The following is a 13255-nucleotide window of genomic DNA, read 5'->3' as shown; positions in this document are numbered from 1 at the left end:
CGGGTCAGCTGCCCTTGCTGATGGTGTTGCCCGTGCCGATGTCGTCCACCTTCGGGCTGCCGCCCTTGTAGGTGACGGTGTTGTTGAGCCCGAGCACGGTGATGCGGGTGTTGACCTTGTCGAAGGTGATCGTGTTGTTGGCGCCGCCGACGGACACCGTCTCGCAGGTGCCGGTGACGGTCAGCGTGTTGTCGTTACCGCCCACGTTCAGCGACTTGCCATCACCGCAGTCCAGGGTGGCCGTCGTCCCCATGGACCCGTAGTTGAGCGTGTTGCCGATCTCGACGGAGGCGGTGGTGCTGCCGCTGCTCGTGCTCGTCGGCGCGGCCCCGCCGCTCGTTGTCGGGGCCGTACTGCTCGACGTCGTCGTCGAGGCGGAGGTTCCGGGCGGGTTGGCCGTCGAACTGCATCCTGCCAGCACAACGGCCGCGACGGCCGGGGCCAGGGCGAGCGCGCCCAGGCGAAGGGGGTGGTCGGTGAAGTGGGCGCGCATCGCTTCCGGGTTCTCCTCGCTGGTTGACGGCAATCTGGGTGGCAGTCGATCTGCCTTACGCGGGCACCTGCTGGAGACGGTTTACCATGCCCAGTTCGCGGCCGCGGTCCCAGAGGAACGGCGCGCCGTTGTGGAAGAACACCGTCTCGTCCGATCCGTAGACGGTGATGTCGTGCGTGACCGTGTCGGCGACGACGGTGTTGCCCGAGCCCATGACCGTCACCGCGTAGCAGGTTCCCAGCGCGGTGACGACGTTGCGGGTGCCGTTGACCAGCAGCGTCGCATCGTTGCAGTCGACCGTCTGCTCGACGCCCTCGCCGATGACATGGGTGTCGCCGTTCTTGGCCTGCGCGGCCGGGGGCGGCGCTACGGGGACAGCGGCCAGGGTGACGGCGCAGGTTGCCAGCGACCCGGCGACGGCTGTCCAGTTCACTGCGGCCCCCTTTGCGACGGGTGAATCTGCACGATTGAGACTACGTGCACCCCGCCGTCCGATGGCAGGGCTAATGGCAGGGCTATTTGCATTTACCGGTCCGCACTAGAGTCATTAGTCGACCCCAGTCAGCGCAACCGAAGGGCATCCGCATGGCAGCTCAGCCGGAAACTCCGGCGGCCGGGCGCCAGCGGGGCGGGAAGTCCGCCTCGCGGCCGGCGAAGCTGAGCCGCGAGGGCATCGTCGACGGCGCCCTGGCCTTCCTGGACCGGGAGGGTTGGGACTCGCTGACCATCAATGCGCTCGCGACGCAGCTGGGGACCAAGGGTCCCTCGCTGTACAACCACGTGGACAGCCTCGAGGACCTGCGGCGCGCGGTGCGGATCCGGGTCATCGACGACATCATCATGATGCTGAACCGGGTCGGCGAGGGGCGGGCCCGCGACGACGCGGTGTTGGTCATGGCGGGCGCCTACCGCAGCTACGCGCACCACCACCCCGGGCGGTACTCGGCGTTCACCCGCATGCCGCTGGGCGGTGACGACCCCGAGTACACCTCCGCGACCAGGAGCGCGGCCGCACCGGTGATCGCCGTGCTGACCTCCTACGGCCTCGGCGGTGACGAGGCCTTCCACGCGGCGCTGGAGTTCTGGTCCGCCCTGCACGGGTTCGTGCTGTTGGAGATGACCGGCGTCATGGACGAGATCGACACCGATGCGTTGTTCTCCGACATGGTGCTGCGCCTGGCGGCGGGCCTGCCCAAGCGCACCGAGGAGCACGCCGCGGCGGGCGGTGCCCGAGGGTGACGGCCGCCGCTTTGACCTGTCAGACCGGCGCCGGGTATCGTGGAAGCTCGTGCCTGGCGGCTTACGGCGCCTGACGTAAGTAAAGGGATGCCGGGCAAATTCGCATGTCCACGGCGCAACGGCGAAATCCGCCGCCGGACGCATGCGACACACCCGGCCGCGGGGTAGTGCGGTTGGGCAAAACCGCAGTGAGAAGACTTGGACACCGCCCGCAGTACCTGAACACCTCGAACGCTCAACACAGAACGCTCAACACAGAAAGCCGCCTAGATGCCAACCATTCAGCAGCTGGTCCGCAAGGGCCGCCGGGACAAGATCGCTAAGGTCAAGACCGCGGCCCTCAAGGGCAGCCCGCAGCGTCGTGGCGTGTGCACCCGCGTGTACACCACCACTCCGAAGAAGCCGAACTCGGCGCTTCGGAAGGTCGCGCGCGTGAAGCTGACGAGCCAGGTGGAGGTCACGGCCTACATCCCCGGCGAGGGCCACAACCTGCAGGAGCACTCGATGGTGCTGGTGCGCGGTGGTCGGGTGAAGGACCTGCCCGGTGTGCGGTACAAGATCATCCGCGGTTCGCTCGACACCCAGGGCGTCAAGAACCGCAAGCAGGCTCGCAGCCGCTACGGCGCCAAGAAGGAGAAGAGCTGATGCCGCGCAAGGGACCCGCGCCCAAGCGTCCGTTGGTCAACGACCCGGTCTACGGGTCGCAACTGGTCACCCAGCTGGTGAATAAGGTTTTGCTCCAGGGGAAGAAATCGCTGGCGGAGCGCATTGTCTATGGTGCGCTCGAGCAAGCCCGTGACAAGACGGGGACCGACCCCGTCATCACGCTCAAGCGCGCGCTCGACAACGTCAAGCCCGCCCTGGAGGTCCGCAGCCGCCGCGTCGGCGGTGCGACCTATCAGGTGCCCGTCGAGGTGCGTCCGGACCGGTCCACCACGCTGGCGCTGCGCTGGCTTGTCAGCTTCTCGCGGCAACGCCGGGAGAAGACCATGATCGAGCGGCTGGCCAACGAGATTCTCGATGCCAGCAACGGCCTGGGAGCCTCCGTCAAACGGCGCGAGGACACCCACAAGATGGCCGAGGCCAACCGCGCCTTTGCGCATTACCGCTGGTAGGAGCCGGAACCGGCGCCGATTGGCAGCGTGGCCGGGCGCAACCAGGACAGCGAACTAAGCAATCGAAAGTGGGAAGACTTCTGTGGCACAGAAGGACGTGCTGACCGACCTGACCAAGGTCCGCAACATCGGCATCATGGCGCACATCGACGCCGGCAAGACGACGACCACCGAGCGGATCCTCTATTACACCGGCATCAGCTACAAGATCGGTGAGGTCCACGACGGTGCGGCCACGATGGACTGGATGGAGCAGGAGCAGGAGCGCGGGATCACCATCACCTCCGCGGCCACCACCTGCTTCTGGAACGACAACCAGATCAACATTATTGACACGCCTGGTCATGTTGATTTCACCGTGGAGGTGGAGCGCAGCCTGCGCGTGCTCGACGGCGCGGTCGCGGTCTTCGACGGCAAGGAAGGTGTCGAGCCGCAGTCCGAGCAGGTCTGGCGCCAAGCCGACAAGTACGACGTGCCGCGGATCTGCTTCGTCAACAAGATGGACAAGATCGGCGCCGACTTCTACTTCTCGGTCAAGACCATGGAGGATCGCCTCGGCGCCAACGTCATCCCGATCCAGCTGCCCGTGGGCTCGGAGGGTGACTTCGAGGGTGTCGTCGACCTGGTCGAGATGAAGGCCAAGGTGTGGCGGGGTGAGACCAAGCTGGGCGAGACCTACGAGACCATCGACATCCCGCAGGACCTTCGGGAGAAGGCCGACGAGTACCGCACCAAGCTGCTCGAGGCGGTCGCCGAGACCGACGAGTCGCTGCTGGAGAAGTACTTCGGCGGCGAGGAATTGTCGGTCGAGGAGATCAAGGGTGCGCTGCGCAAGCTCACCGTCAGTTCCGAGGCCTATCTGGTGCTGTGCGGCAGCGCGTTCAAGAACAAAGGCGTGCAGCCCATGCTGGACGCCGTGATCGACTACCTGCCTTCACCGCTTGACGTGCCGCCCGCCGTGGGCCACGCCCCGGGCAAGGAGGACGTGGAGGTCATCCGCAAACCGTCGACCGACGAACCGTTCTCGGCCCTGGCGTTCAAGGTCGCCACGCACCCGTTCTTCGGCAAGCTCACTTACGTGCGGGTGTATTCGGGCAAGGTCGATTCCGGGTCACAGGTCATCAACTCCACCAAGGGCAAGAAGGAGCGGCTGGGCAAGCTGTTCCAGATGCACGCCAACAAAGAAAACCCGGTGGAGACGGCCAGTGCCGGCCACATCTACGCGGTGATCGGGCTCAAGGACACCACCACCGGTGACACCCTGTGCGACCCGAACGACCAGGTCGTGCTCGAGTCCATGACCTTCCCCGCCCCGGTCATCGAGGTGGCCATCGAGCCCAAGACGAAGAGCGACCAGGAGAAGCTGTCGCTGTCGATCCAGAAGCTCGCCGAAGAGGATCCGACCTTCAAGGTGCACCAGGACGCCGAGACCGGCCAGACCGTGATCGGTGGCATGGGCGAGCTGCACCTGGACATCCTGGTGGACCGCATGCGCCGCGAGTTCAAGGTGGAGGCCAACGTCGGCAAGCCGCAGGTGGCCTACAAGGAGACCATCAAGCGCACGGTCGACAAGGTCGAGTACACCCACAAGAAGCAGACCGGCGGTTCGGGCCAGTTCGCGAAGGTGCTGATCAGCATCGAGCCCTTCCACGGTGAGGACGGTGCGACCTACGAGTTCGAGAACAAGGTCACCGGTGGGCGCATCCCGCGCGAGTACATCCCGTCGGTGGACGCCGGCGCCCAGGACGCCATGCAGTACGGCGTGCTGGCGGGCTACCCGCTGGTCAACTTGAAGGTCACCCTGCTCGACGGCGCCTTCCACGAGGTCGACTCGTCCGAGATGGCGTTCAAGATCGCCGGTTCGCAGGTGCTGAAAAAGGCTGCGCAGCAAGCACAGCCGGTCATCCTGGAACCGATCATGGCCGTCGAGGTCACCACGCCCGAGGACTACATGGGCGAGGTCATCGGCGACCTGAACTCCCGCCGTGGCCAGATCCAGGCCATGGAGGAGCGGGGCGGTTCGCGCGTCGTCAAGGCGCACGTGCCGCTGTCGGAGATGTTCGGCTACGTCGGCGACCTGCGGTCCAAGACCCAGGGCCGGGCGAACTACTCCATGGTTTTCGACTCGTACGCCGAAGTGCCGGCGAACGTGTCGAAGGAGATCATCGCGAAGGCGACGGGTCAGTGACCCCCACCGCGAAGACGACGGCGAGCAAGCGCAGCTTGGGAGCAAGGAGTCGAGCAGCCAGCATGGAGTAACCTTGCCGGGTCACTGCAATGCCTTGGGCGCGGCACAACTGAAAACATCAACACTGCTTTAACGAGCACCAACAAGTCCAGGAGGACACAGAAGTGGCGAAGGCGAAGTTCGAGCGGACGAAGCCGCACGTCAACATCGGGACCATTGGTCACGTTGACCACGGTAAGACCACGCTGACCGCGGCGATCACCAAGGTGTTGCACGACAAGTACCCCAATCTGAACGAGTCGCGTGCATTCGACCAGATCGACAACGCGCCCGAGGAGCGTCAGCGCGGTATCACGATCAACATCTCCCACGTGGAGTACCAGACCGAGAAGCGTCACTACGCGCACGTCGACGCCCCCGGCCACGCCGACTACATCAAGAACATGATCACCGGCGCGGCGCAGATGGACGGCGCCATCCTGGTGGTCGCCGCTACCGACGGCCCGATGCCGCAGACCCGCGAGCACGTGCTGCTGGCCCGCCAGGTGGGTGTCCCCTACATCCTGGTCGCGCTGAACAAGGCCGACGCCGTGGACGACGAGGAGCTCCTCGAGCTCGTCGAGCTGGAGGTTCGCGAGCTGCTGGCCGCTCAGGAGTTCGACGAGGACGCCCCGGTGGTCCGCGTCTCGGCGCTCAAGGCGCTCGAGGGCGACGCCAAGTGGGTGGAGTCGGTCGAGGAGCTGATGAACGCCGTCGACGAGTCGATCCCGGACCCGGTCCGCGACACCGACAAGCCGTTCCTGATGCCCGTCGAGGACGTCTTCACCATCACCGGACGTGGCACCGTGGTCACCGGCCGGGTGGAGCGCGGCGTCATCAACGTGAACGAGGAAGTCGAGATCGTCGGCATCAAGCCGACCAGCACCAAGACCACGGTCACCGGTGTGGAGATGTTCCGCAAGCTGCTCGACCAGGGGCAGGCCGGCGACAACGTCGGGCTGCTGCTGCGTGGTATCAAGCGTGAGGACGTCGAGCGCGGCCAGGTCGTGGTGAAGCCCGGCACCACCACGCCGCACACCGAGTTCGAGGGCCAGGTCTACATCCTGTCCAAGGACGAGGGCGGCCGGCACACGCCGTTCTTCAACAACTACCGTCCGCAGTTCTACTTCCGCACCACCGACGTGACCGGTGTGGTGACGCTGCCGGAGGGCACCGAGATGGTGATGCCCGGTGACAACACCAACATCACGGTGAAGCTGATCCAGCCCGTCGCCATGGATGACGGTCTGCGCTTCGCGATCCGCGAGGGTGGCCGTACCGTCGGTGCCGGCCGGGTCGTCAAGATCATCAAGTAGTGGCTCGACAGCGCGGCGGCGCCCATCCGAAAGGGTGGGTGCCGCTGCGCGTTTGCGCGCTGACCTCACACGAGTCGTCGCTCGTGTCATCGTTCGCTCGTGTCATCGTTCGCTCGTGTCAGGGGGCGAAGGCGCCGGCGCGCTTGGCCGACGACCACACAACCCACCACCTGAGCGGGCAGGCCGGCCCGCTGATGGAGATCCGGCAGATCCTCGCGATCATCTCCGAGATCTGATCGGCACGGGCAACTAGAACGCGTTTCAGTTTCGCTGCTAGCCTGGCTCCGGCACAGTGCGGCGAAAGGGGCAGACGTGGCTGGATCACTGCAGGGCCGGGTGGCGTTCGTGACCGGGGCGGCCCGGGGCCAGGGGCGCGCGCACGCGGTGCGCCTGGCCGCCGAGGGGGCCGACGTCATCGCGCTCGACATCTGCGCGCCGGTGTCGGACACCCTGACGTACACGCCGGCCACGCCGGAGGACCTCAGCGAGACCGTCCGCCTGGTGGAGGCGCAGGGCCGCAAGGTGCTCGCCCGCGAGGCCGACGTCCGCGACGACGCCGCGGTGCGCCGGCTGGTGGCCGACGGTGTGGAGCAGTTCGGCCGGCTGGACGTCGCGGTGGCCAACGCCGGTGTGCTGGGCTGGGGCCGGGTCTGGGAGCTCACCGACGAGCAGTGGGACACGGTCATCGGAGTCAACCTGACCGGCACCTGGCGCACCCTGCGCGCGTCGATCCCCGCGATGATCGACGCCGGCAACGGGGGCTCCATCGTGGTGGTCAGCTCGGCGGCGGGAGTGAAGGCCACACCCGGCAACGGGCACTACGCGGCCAGCAAATACGGGCTCACCGCGCTCACCAACACCCTCGCGATCGAGCTCGGTGAATACGGTATCCGGGTCAACTCCATCCACCCCTATTCGGTGGACACCCCGATGATCGAGCCCGAAGCGATGATGGAGATCTTTGCCAGGCATCCGGCGTTCGTGCACAGCTTCCCGCCAATGCCGTTGCAGCCGAAGGCCTTCATGGGTGCCGACGAGGTTGCCGACGTGGTGGCCTGGCTCGCCGGTGACGGCTCGGGGACACTGTCGGGCACCCAGGTCAACGTCGACAAGGGCGCCTTGAAGTACTGATCGGCGATCGTGTATGAACACCACGTGACCAGTAGCTCCGAACAGGGTGTCGTGATCGTCGGCGGGGGACTCGCCGCGGCCCGGACGGCCGAGCAGCTGCGCCGGTCGGGCTACACCGGGCGCGTCACGATCGTCAGCGACGAGATGCACGTGCCCTACGATCGCCCGCCGTTGTCCAAAGAGGTGCTGCGCAAAGAGGCCGACGACGTCGCGCTCAAACCGCGCGAGTGGTACGACGAGAACGACATCACGCTGCGACTGGGCGCGGCCGCCACCGGCCTGGACACCACCGCGCAGACGGTGACGCTGGCCGGCGGGACCGCGCTCGGCTACGACGAACTCGTCATTGCGACCGGCCTGGTGCCGCGCCGCATTCCGGCGTTCGGAGATCTCGGGGGCATCCACGTGCTGCGCTCGTTCGACGAGAGCCTGGCGTTGCGCGAGCACGCCGTGCGGGCCCGCCACGGGGTGGTCGTCGGGGCGGGCTTCATCGGCTGCGAGGTCGCGGCAAGTCTGCGCGGCCTCGGGGTCGACGTGGTGCTGGTCGAGCCCCAGCCGACGCCGCTGGCCGCGGTGCTCGGCGAGCGGATCGGCGAACTGGTCGCCCGGCTGCACCGCGACGAGGGCGTCGACGTGCGCCTCGGCGTGGGTGTCGCGGAGGTGCGCGGGCAGGGGTCCGTCGAGGCCGTGGTGCTGACCGACGGCACCGAACTGCCGGCCGATCTCGTCGTCGTCGGCATCGGGTCGCATCCGGCGACGGACTGGCTGGCCGGCAGCGGCGTCGAGGTCGACGGTGTCGATGGTGGCGTGCTCTGCGACGAGGCCGGCCGCACCACCGCCCCCAATGTGTGGGCGCTCGGCGACGTGGCCTCGTGGCGCGATGCCACGGGACACCAAGCGCGCGTTGAACACTGGAGCAATGTGGCCGATCAGACCCGGGTCGTGGTGCCGGCGATGCTGGGCCAGGAGGTGGCCCCGACGACGGTCGTCCCCTACTTCTGGAGCGACCAGTACGACGTCAAGATCCAGTGCCTGGGGGAGCCGGAGGCCACCGACACCGTGCACCTCGTCGAGGACGACGGCCGCAAGTTCCTCGCCTATTACGAACGCGACGGGGTGCTCGTCGGGGTGGTGGGCGGCGGCATGCCCGGCAAGGTCATGAAGGTCCGCGCGAAGATCGCCGCCGGTGCGCCCATCTCCGAAATGCTGGGATAGCGAGTGGTTTTCATGCTCTCTCGCGGCCCTAGTGCCAGGTCACGGGCACGCCGTGCGGAGGGCATTGCCCCAGGACCGCGAGCCGGCCGCCCGGCCAGCGGCGGGCCCGCACCAGGAACCGGAACCCGGAGCCGGACCAGTCCCGCGCGGGTTCCATGGTGAGGTGGGCGAAGGGCGAGCGGTCGCCGGCGCGCCCGGCCAGCGCGCTCACCCCCTCGCGCACCGCCCGGCGCTCGTCGGCGCCCAGGTACTGCCACACGATCGAGTGCCACAGCACCGTCAGCGCGCCGTCGGCCGGCGTCAGGCCCGCGACCGCGTCGGCCGCCGTGCGGCGCTCCAGCCGCGCCGGAACCTCGCGGGCCACCGCGATGGCGCCGCGCAGCCGGTCCAGCCGGGCGCCCTGGTCGGGCCAGACGTAGCTCAACAGGGTCGTTTCCCCGTCGGTCCCGCCGACGTCGATGGGGGCGATGTCGTATCCGTATCGTTCGACGACGTCGAGGGCGCCCTCGGGCGGCAGCCGGCCGCGCCAGGCGTCGTCGATCGTCACCGGCGCGTCGGGCGGTCCCCACTGCCTGCCGGCGAAGCGGTAGCGGTAGCGGTCGGCGCGCAGGTTCAGCCCCGCGCTCGTACCGATCTCAAAAAGCCTTATCGGCCAACCCAATTCGTGGTCAAGGCACAACAGTCCGCCGATCAGCGCCGCGGACCGGCCGACCTCGTTGGTCTGGGGCGGCCGCTGCAGGCCGGCCCGCAGCGCGGCGACGTGGCCGGCTGCGGCGCGGACGATCTCGGGCCAGGCGGCCTCGGCTCCCCACACGCCGCCGGTGCTGGGGTACCAGCGGCGCAGCGCCGGCGCGCGGCCGTCGAGAACCAGCCGGTGCAGCGCGCCGAGCAACCGCAGCGGCACCGCGTCGCGCGACCGGTCGTTTTCGTGTCCGGCCAACACGGTGGCGAACACGCCGCCGGATTCCACGTCCCTGGCCACCAGCTCCAGCAGCTCGCCGTACATCGGGGAACCCAGCTCGGCGCAGAACCGCCCCTGGGCCCGCAACATGTGCGGCAGGTGCCCCGGCTTCACGGGTCCAGCCTTGCCAGCCCGGTGCCGACGGCGTCGAACGCGTTGCCCAGCGCCACGGGCAGTGGCACCGACTCGTCGGCCAGCCAGTGCTGGTAGGCGGCCAGCGCCACCCCGAGCATCGTCCAGGCGACGGTCTGGGGCAGCAGGTCGGACGCCTCGGCGCCCAGCCGGCGCGCTACGAACCCGGCGATCACCCCCCGCCAGCCGGCGTACATCGTCATCGAATACGCCTGCAACTCGGCGGTTTCCAGGATGACCCGCATCCGCTGTCGGTGCCGCGCGGTCTCCGAGGCGTCGAAGGTGTTGAACGCCAGCAGCGCGGCCCGCAGGGTCTCGCCCAGCGGCGTCGCCGGGTCGGCATTGTCGAGCAGGTCGCGCAGGTGCGCGAGGTGGGTGTCGAAATCGCCCCAGGGGATCGCGTTCTTGGAGGCGTAGTAGCGGAACAGCGTGCGGCGCGCGATGCCGGCGGCCTGCGCGACGTCGTCGACGCTGACCTCGGCGAAACCGCGCGCGGTGAACAGTTCGATGGCGACGTCGGTGATCTGGTGCGGTGTCGTCGAACGGCGCCGGCCGACCCGGGACTGCGGCATCGTCGGACCCGCCCTTCCTTTTCGGCACTCGATGCCATATTCTGGCGACGATTGTGACTCGACTCATAGTTGTCAAGAACCGACGAAAGGCCAAGCCCCGTGGACCACGAGACCCACACCGACACCGAACTGGTCACCGAGACGCTGGTCGAAGAGGTTTCCATCGACGGAATGTGCGGGGTCTACTGACCCCGTGTTCGACCCCGATCGCGGCTGGCGGCTGCACCCGCAGGTGGCGGTTCGCCCGGAGCCGTTCGGCGCGCTGCTCTACCACTTCGGCACCCGCAAGCTGTCGTTTTTGAAGAACCGCGCCGTCCTGAAGGTGGTGCGGTCGCTGGCCGAGCATCCCGATGCCCGGTCCGCCTGCCGCGCCGCGGGTGTGGATGACGGCGAACAGGAGCCGTATCTGCACGCGCTGGGCGTGCTGGCCGATTCGACGATGCTGGTACCCCAGGAGACCCGATGACCCAGGCAGCCACGGCGCCCCGGCTCGTCGAGCAGTTCGAACGCGGCCTGGACGCGCCCATCTGCCTGACCTGGGAACTGACGTACGCGTGCAATCTGGCCTGCGTGCACTGCCTTTCGTCGTCGGGCAAGCGCGATCCGCGCGAGCTGTCCACGCGCCAGTGCACGGACATCATCGACGAGTTGGAACGCATGCAGGTGTTCTACGTCAACATCGGCGGCGGGGAACCCACGGTGCGGCCGGACTTCTGGGAGCTGGTCGACTACGCCACCGCGCATCACGTCGGCGTGAAGTTCTCCACCAACGGGGTCCGGATCACCCCGGAGGTCGCCGCCCGGCTGGCGGCCAGCGACTACGTCGACGTCCAGATCTCGCTGGACGGTGCCACGGCCGAGGTCAACGACGCCGTCCGGGGCCCCGGGTCGTTCGCGATGGCGGTGCGGGCGCTGGAGAACCTGGCCGCCGCGGGATTCACCCAGAACGGGGGCGCCAAGATCTCGGTCGTCGTCACCCGGCACAACGTCGGGCAGCTCGACGAGTTCGCCGCGCTGGCAAGCCGCTACGGCGCCACGCTGCGGATCACCCGGCTGCGCCCGTCGGGGCGGGGCGCGGACGTGTGGGAAGACCTGCACCCCACCGCCGCCCAGCAGGCTGCGCTCTACGACTGGCTGGTCGCCAAGGGGGAGCGGGTGCTCACCGGTGACTCGTTTTTCCATCTGTCGCCGCTGGGTTCCTCCGGTGCGCTGGCGGGGTTGAACATGTGCGGGGCCGGCCGGGTCGTGTGCCTCATCGACCCCGTGGGCGACGTGTACGCGTGCCCGTTCGCCATCCACGACCGCTTCCTGGCCGGCAACGTGGCATCCGACGGCGGATTCGACAACGTCTGGAAGAACGCCCCGCTGTTTCGCGAACTGCGCGAGCCGCAGTCCCCGGGGGCCTGCGGCAGCTGCGGGCACTACGACAGCTGCCGGGGCGGATGCATGGCGGCCAAGTTCTTCACCGGCCTGCCGATGGACGGCCCGGACCCCGAATGCGTCCAGGGTCACGGCGAGCCCGCGCTGGCCCGCGAGCGCGACACACCGCGGCCACGGGCCGACCACTCCCGGGGCGCCCCGGTGCCGCTGACGCTGACCGTGCGGCCGCCGGTGGCCGCGCCGCCCGCGCGCCCGTGCCACGAGAGCCCGCTGTAGCCATGGCCGAGTGGTTCGAAACGGTTGCCATCGCCCAGCAACGCGCCAAGCGGCGGTTACCCAGATCGGTGTATTCGTCGCTGATCTCGGCCAGCGAAAAGGGCATCACGGTCGCCGACAACGTCGCGGCGTTCAGCGAACTCGGTTTCGCCCCGCACGTCGTGGGCGCACAGGAAAAGCGAGAGCTGTCGACCACGGTCATGGGGCAGGAGATTTCTCTGCCGGTGATCATCTCGCCGACCGGAGTGCAGGCGGTCCACCCCGACGGCGAGGTCGCGGTGGCGCGCGCCGCAGCGGCGCGCGGCACCGCGATGGGTCTCTCCTCGTTCGCCAGTAAGCCGGTCGAGGAGGTCGTCGCCGCCAACCCCAAGGTGTTCTTCCAGGTCTACTGGCTCGGTGGGCGCGACGCGATCGCCGAACGGGTGGAACGGGCGCGTGCGGCCGGCGCGGCCGGCCTGATCGTCACCACCGACTGGTCGTTCTCGCACGGCCGCGACTGGGGCAGTCCCACGATCCCCGAGAAGATGAACCTGCGGACGATCCTGCGGTTGTCCCCGGAGGCGATCGTCCGGCCCCGGTGGCTCTACATGTTCGGCAAGACGCTGCGACCGCCGGAGCTGCGGGTGCCCAACCAGGGCCGCCGCGGCGAGCCCGGCCCGCCCTTCTTCGCCGCCTACGGCGAGTGGATGGGCACACCACCGCCGACCTGGGAAGACATCGCCTGGCTGTGCGAGCTGTGGGGCGGACCGTTCATGCTCAAGGGCGTGATGCGGGTCGACGACGCCAAAAGGGCTGTGGACGCCGGTGTTTCGGCGATCTCGGTGTCCAACCACGGCGGCAACAACCTGGACGGGACGCCGGCGTCGATCCGCGCGCTGCCCGCGGTGGCGGCAGCGGTCGGGGACCAGGTCGAGGTGCTGCTCGACGGCGGCATCCGGCGCGGGAGCGATGTCGTCAAGGCGGTGGCGCTGGGTGCGCGGGCGGTGATGATCGGTCGGGCCTACCTGTGGGGCCTCGCCGCGGCCGGCCAGCCCGGCGTCGAAAACGTCCTCGACATCCTGCGCGGCGGGATCGACTCGGCGCTGATGGGCCTGGGGCACTCCTCGGTGCACGACCTGCGCGCGGACGACGTCCTGGTGCCGGCCGGCTTCACCCGGGCACTGGGCGTGCCTCCCGCCGCCCGGGACTAGGCCGGACC

At 68.5% G+C, this 13255-nt stretch carries 15 protein-coding genes; 11 read left to right on the top strand and 4 right to left on the bottom strand.

Translation table 11 applies throughout. From position 1 onward, the window contains the following. Positions 1–4 precede the first annotated feature (4 nt). Together FPZ47_RS04495 and FPZ47_RS04490 are read right to left on the bottom strand one after the other, a co-directional pair. Positions 5–493 (bottom strand): DUF3060 domain-containing protein, encoded by a 489-nt coding sequence (locus tag FPZ47_RS04495; RefSeq protein ID WP_144951062.1) that lies wholly within the window; start codon positions 491–493, stop codon positions 5–7. A 55-nt stretch (positions 494–548) separates the two neighbouring features. Continuing rightward, complete coding sequence (locus FPZ47_RS04490; protein WP_144951028.1) at positions 549–926, bottom strand: DUF3060 domain-containing protein; 378 nt, start codon at positions 924–926, stop codon at positions 549–551. Between the two features lie 152 nt (positions 927–1078). On the opposite strand from FPZ47_RS04490, the gene FPZ47_RS04485 reads away from it, so the two are divergent. The 7 genes from FPZ47_RS04485 (at position 1079) to FPZ47_RS04455 (ending at position 8736) form a co-directional block, all read left to right on the top strand. Beyond that, positions 1079–1732, top strand: coding sequence for a TetR/AcrR family transcriptional regulator (locus FPZ47_RS04485; protein ID WP_144951026.1), 654 nt, complete (start codon positions 1079–1081; stop codon positions 1730–1732). 270 nt (positions 1733–2002) lie between these two features. Beyond that, positions 2003–2377: a 30S ribosomal protein S12 gene (gene rpsL, locus FPZ47_RS04480; protein ID WP_007167812.1), complete on the top strand. Its 375-nt coding sequence runs from the start codon at positions 2003–2005 to the stop codon at positions 2375–2377. Beyond that, positions 2377–2847 (top strand): 30S ribosomal protein S7, encoded by a 471-nt coding sequence (gene rpsG / locus FPZ47_RS04475; protein ID WP_044509806.1) that lies wholly within the window; start codon positions 2377–2379, stop codon positions 2845–2847. The genes rpsL and rpsG overlap by 1 nt, the downstream gene beginning before the upstream one ends. 82 nt (positions 2848–2929) lie before the next feature. Next, positions 2930–5035, top strand: coding sequence for an elongation factor G (fusA, locus tag FPZ47_RS04470; protein WP_144951024.1), 2106 nt, complete (start codon positions 2930–2932; stop codon positions 5033–5035). A gap of 164 nt (positions 5036–5199) precedes the next feature. Beyond that, positions 5200–6390: an elongation factor Tu gene (gene tuf / locus FPZ47_RS04465; RefSeq protein WP_144951022.1), complete on the top strand. Its 1191-nt coding sequence runs from the start codon at positions 5200–5202 to the stop codon at positions 6388–6390. A 312-nt stretch (positions 6391–6702) separates the two neighbouring features. Further along, entirely contained in the window at positions 6703–7521 is an 819-nt protein-coding gene (locus FPZ47_RS04460) for a mycofactocin-coupled SDR family oxidoreductase (protein ID WP_168209359.1), read from the top strand. A 9-nt stretch (positions 7522–7530) separates the two neighbouring features. Further along, positions 7531–8736: an NAD(P)/FAD-dependent oxidoreductase gene (locus FPZ47_RS04455; RefSeq protein WP_425461773.1), complete on the top strand. Its 1206-nt coding sequence runs from the start codon at positions 7531–7533 to the stop codon at positions 8734–8736. A 28-nt stretch (positions 8737–8764) separates the two neighbouring features. Here FPZ47_RS04455 and FPZ47_RS04450 read toward each other — a convergent pair whose 3' ends face one another. Next, the gene (locus tag FPZ47_RS04450) at positions 8765–9787 is read right to left on the bottom strand and encodes a DUF2332 domain-containing protein (protein ID WP_246133379.1); all 1023 of its coding nucleotides are present in this window, start codon (positions 9785–9787) and stop codon (positions 8765–8767) included. Positions 9788–9807: 20 nt separating this feature from the next. After that, a complete protein-coding gene (gene mftR / locus FPZ47_RS04445) occupies positions 9808–10401 on the bottom strand; it encodes a mycofactocin system transcriptional regulator (protein ID WP_144951013.1) in 594 nt (197 codons plus the stop codon). A gap of 99 nt (positions 10402–10500) precedes the next feature. Between mftR and mftA the strand changes: the two genes are divergently transcribed. From mftA to mftD, 4 genes are read left to right on the top strand one after another with little or no spacing between them, the layout of a single operon-like run. Continuing rightward, entirely contained in the window at positions 10501–10590 is a 90-nt protein-coding gene (gene mftA / locus FPZ47_RS04440) for a mycofactocin precursor MftA (protein ID WP_144951011.1), read from the top strand. A gap of 4 nt (positions 10591–10594) precedes the next feature. Beyond that, positions 10595–10867, top strand: a complete 273-nt coding sequence (gene mftB / locus FPZ47_RS04435) for a mycofactocin biosynthesis chaperone MftB (RefSeq protein WP_144951009.1) — start codon at positions 10595–10597, stop codon at positions 10865–10867. Then, positions 10864–12057: a mycofactocin radical SAM maturase gene (gene mftC / locus FPZ47_RS04430; RefSeq protein WP_144951007.1), complete on the top strand. Its 1194-nt coding sequence runs from the start codon at positions 10864–10866 to the stop codon at positions 12055–12057. Before mftB ends, mftC begins: the two co-directional genes overlap by 4 nt. Positions 12058–12059: 2 nt before the next feature. Further along, positions 12060–13247 (top strand): pre-mycofactocin synthase MftD, encoded by a 1188-nt coding sequence (gene mftD, locus FPZ47_RS04425; RefSeq protein WP_145039334.1) that lies wholly within the window; start codon positions 12060–12062, stop codon positions 13245–13247. Positions 13248–13255 lie beyond the last annotated feature (8 nt).

The sequence above is a fragment of the Mycobacterium helveticum genome, from assembly GCF_007714205.1.
Taxonomy (GTDB): domain Bacteria; phylum Actinomycetota; class Actinomycetes; order Mycobacteriales; family Mycobacteriaceae; genus Mycobacterium; species Mycobacterium helveticum.
This window is presented reverse-complemented; position numbering and strand designations above follow the sequence as displayed.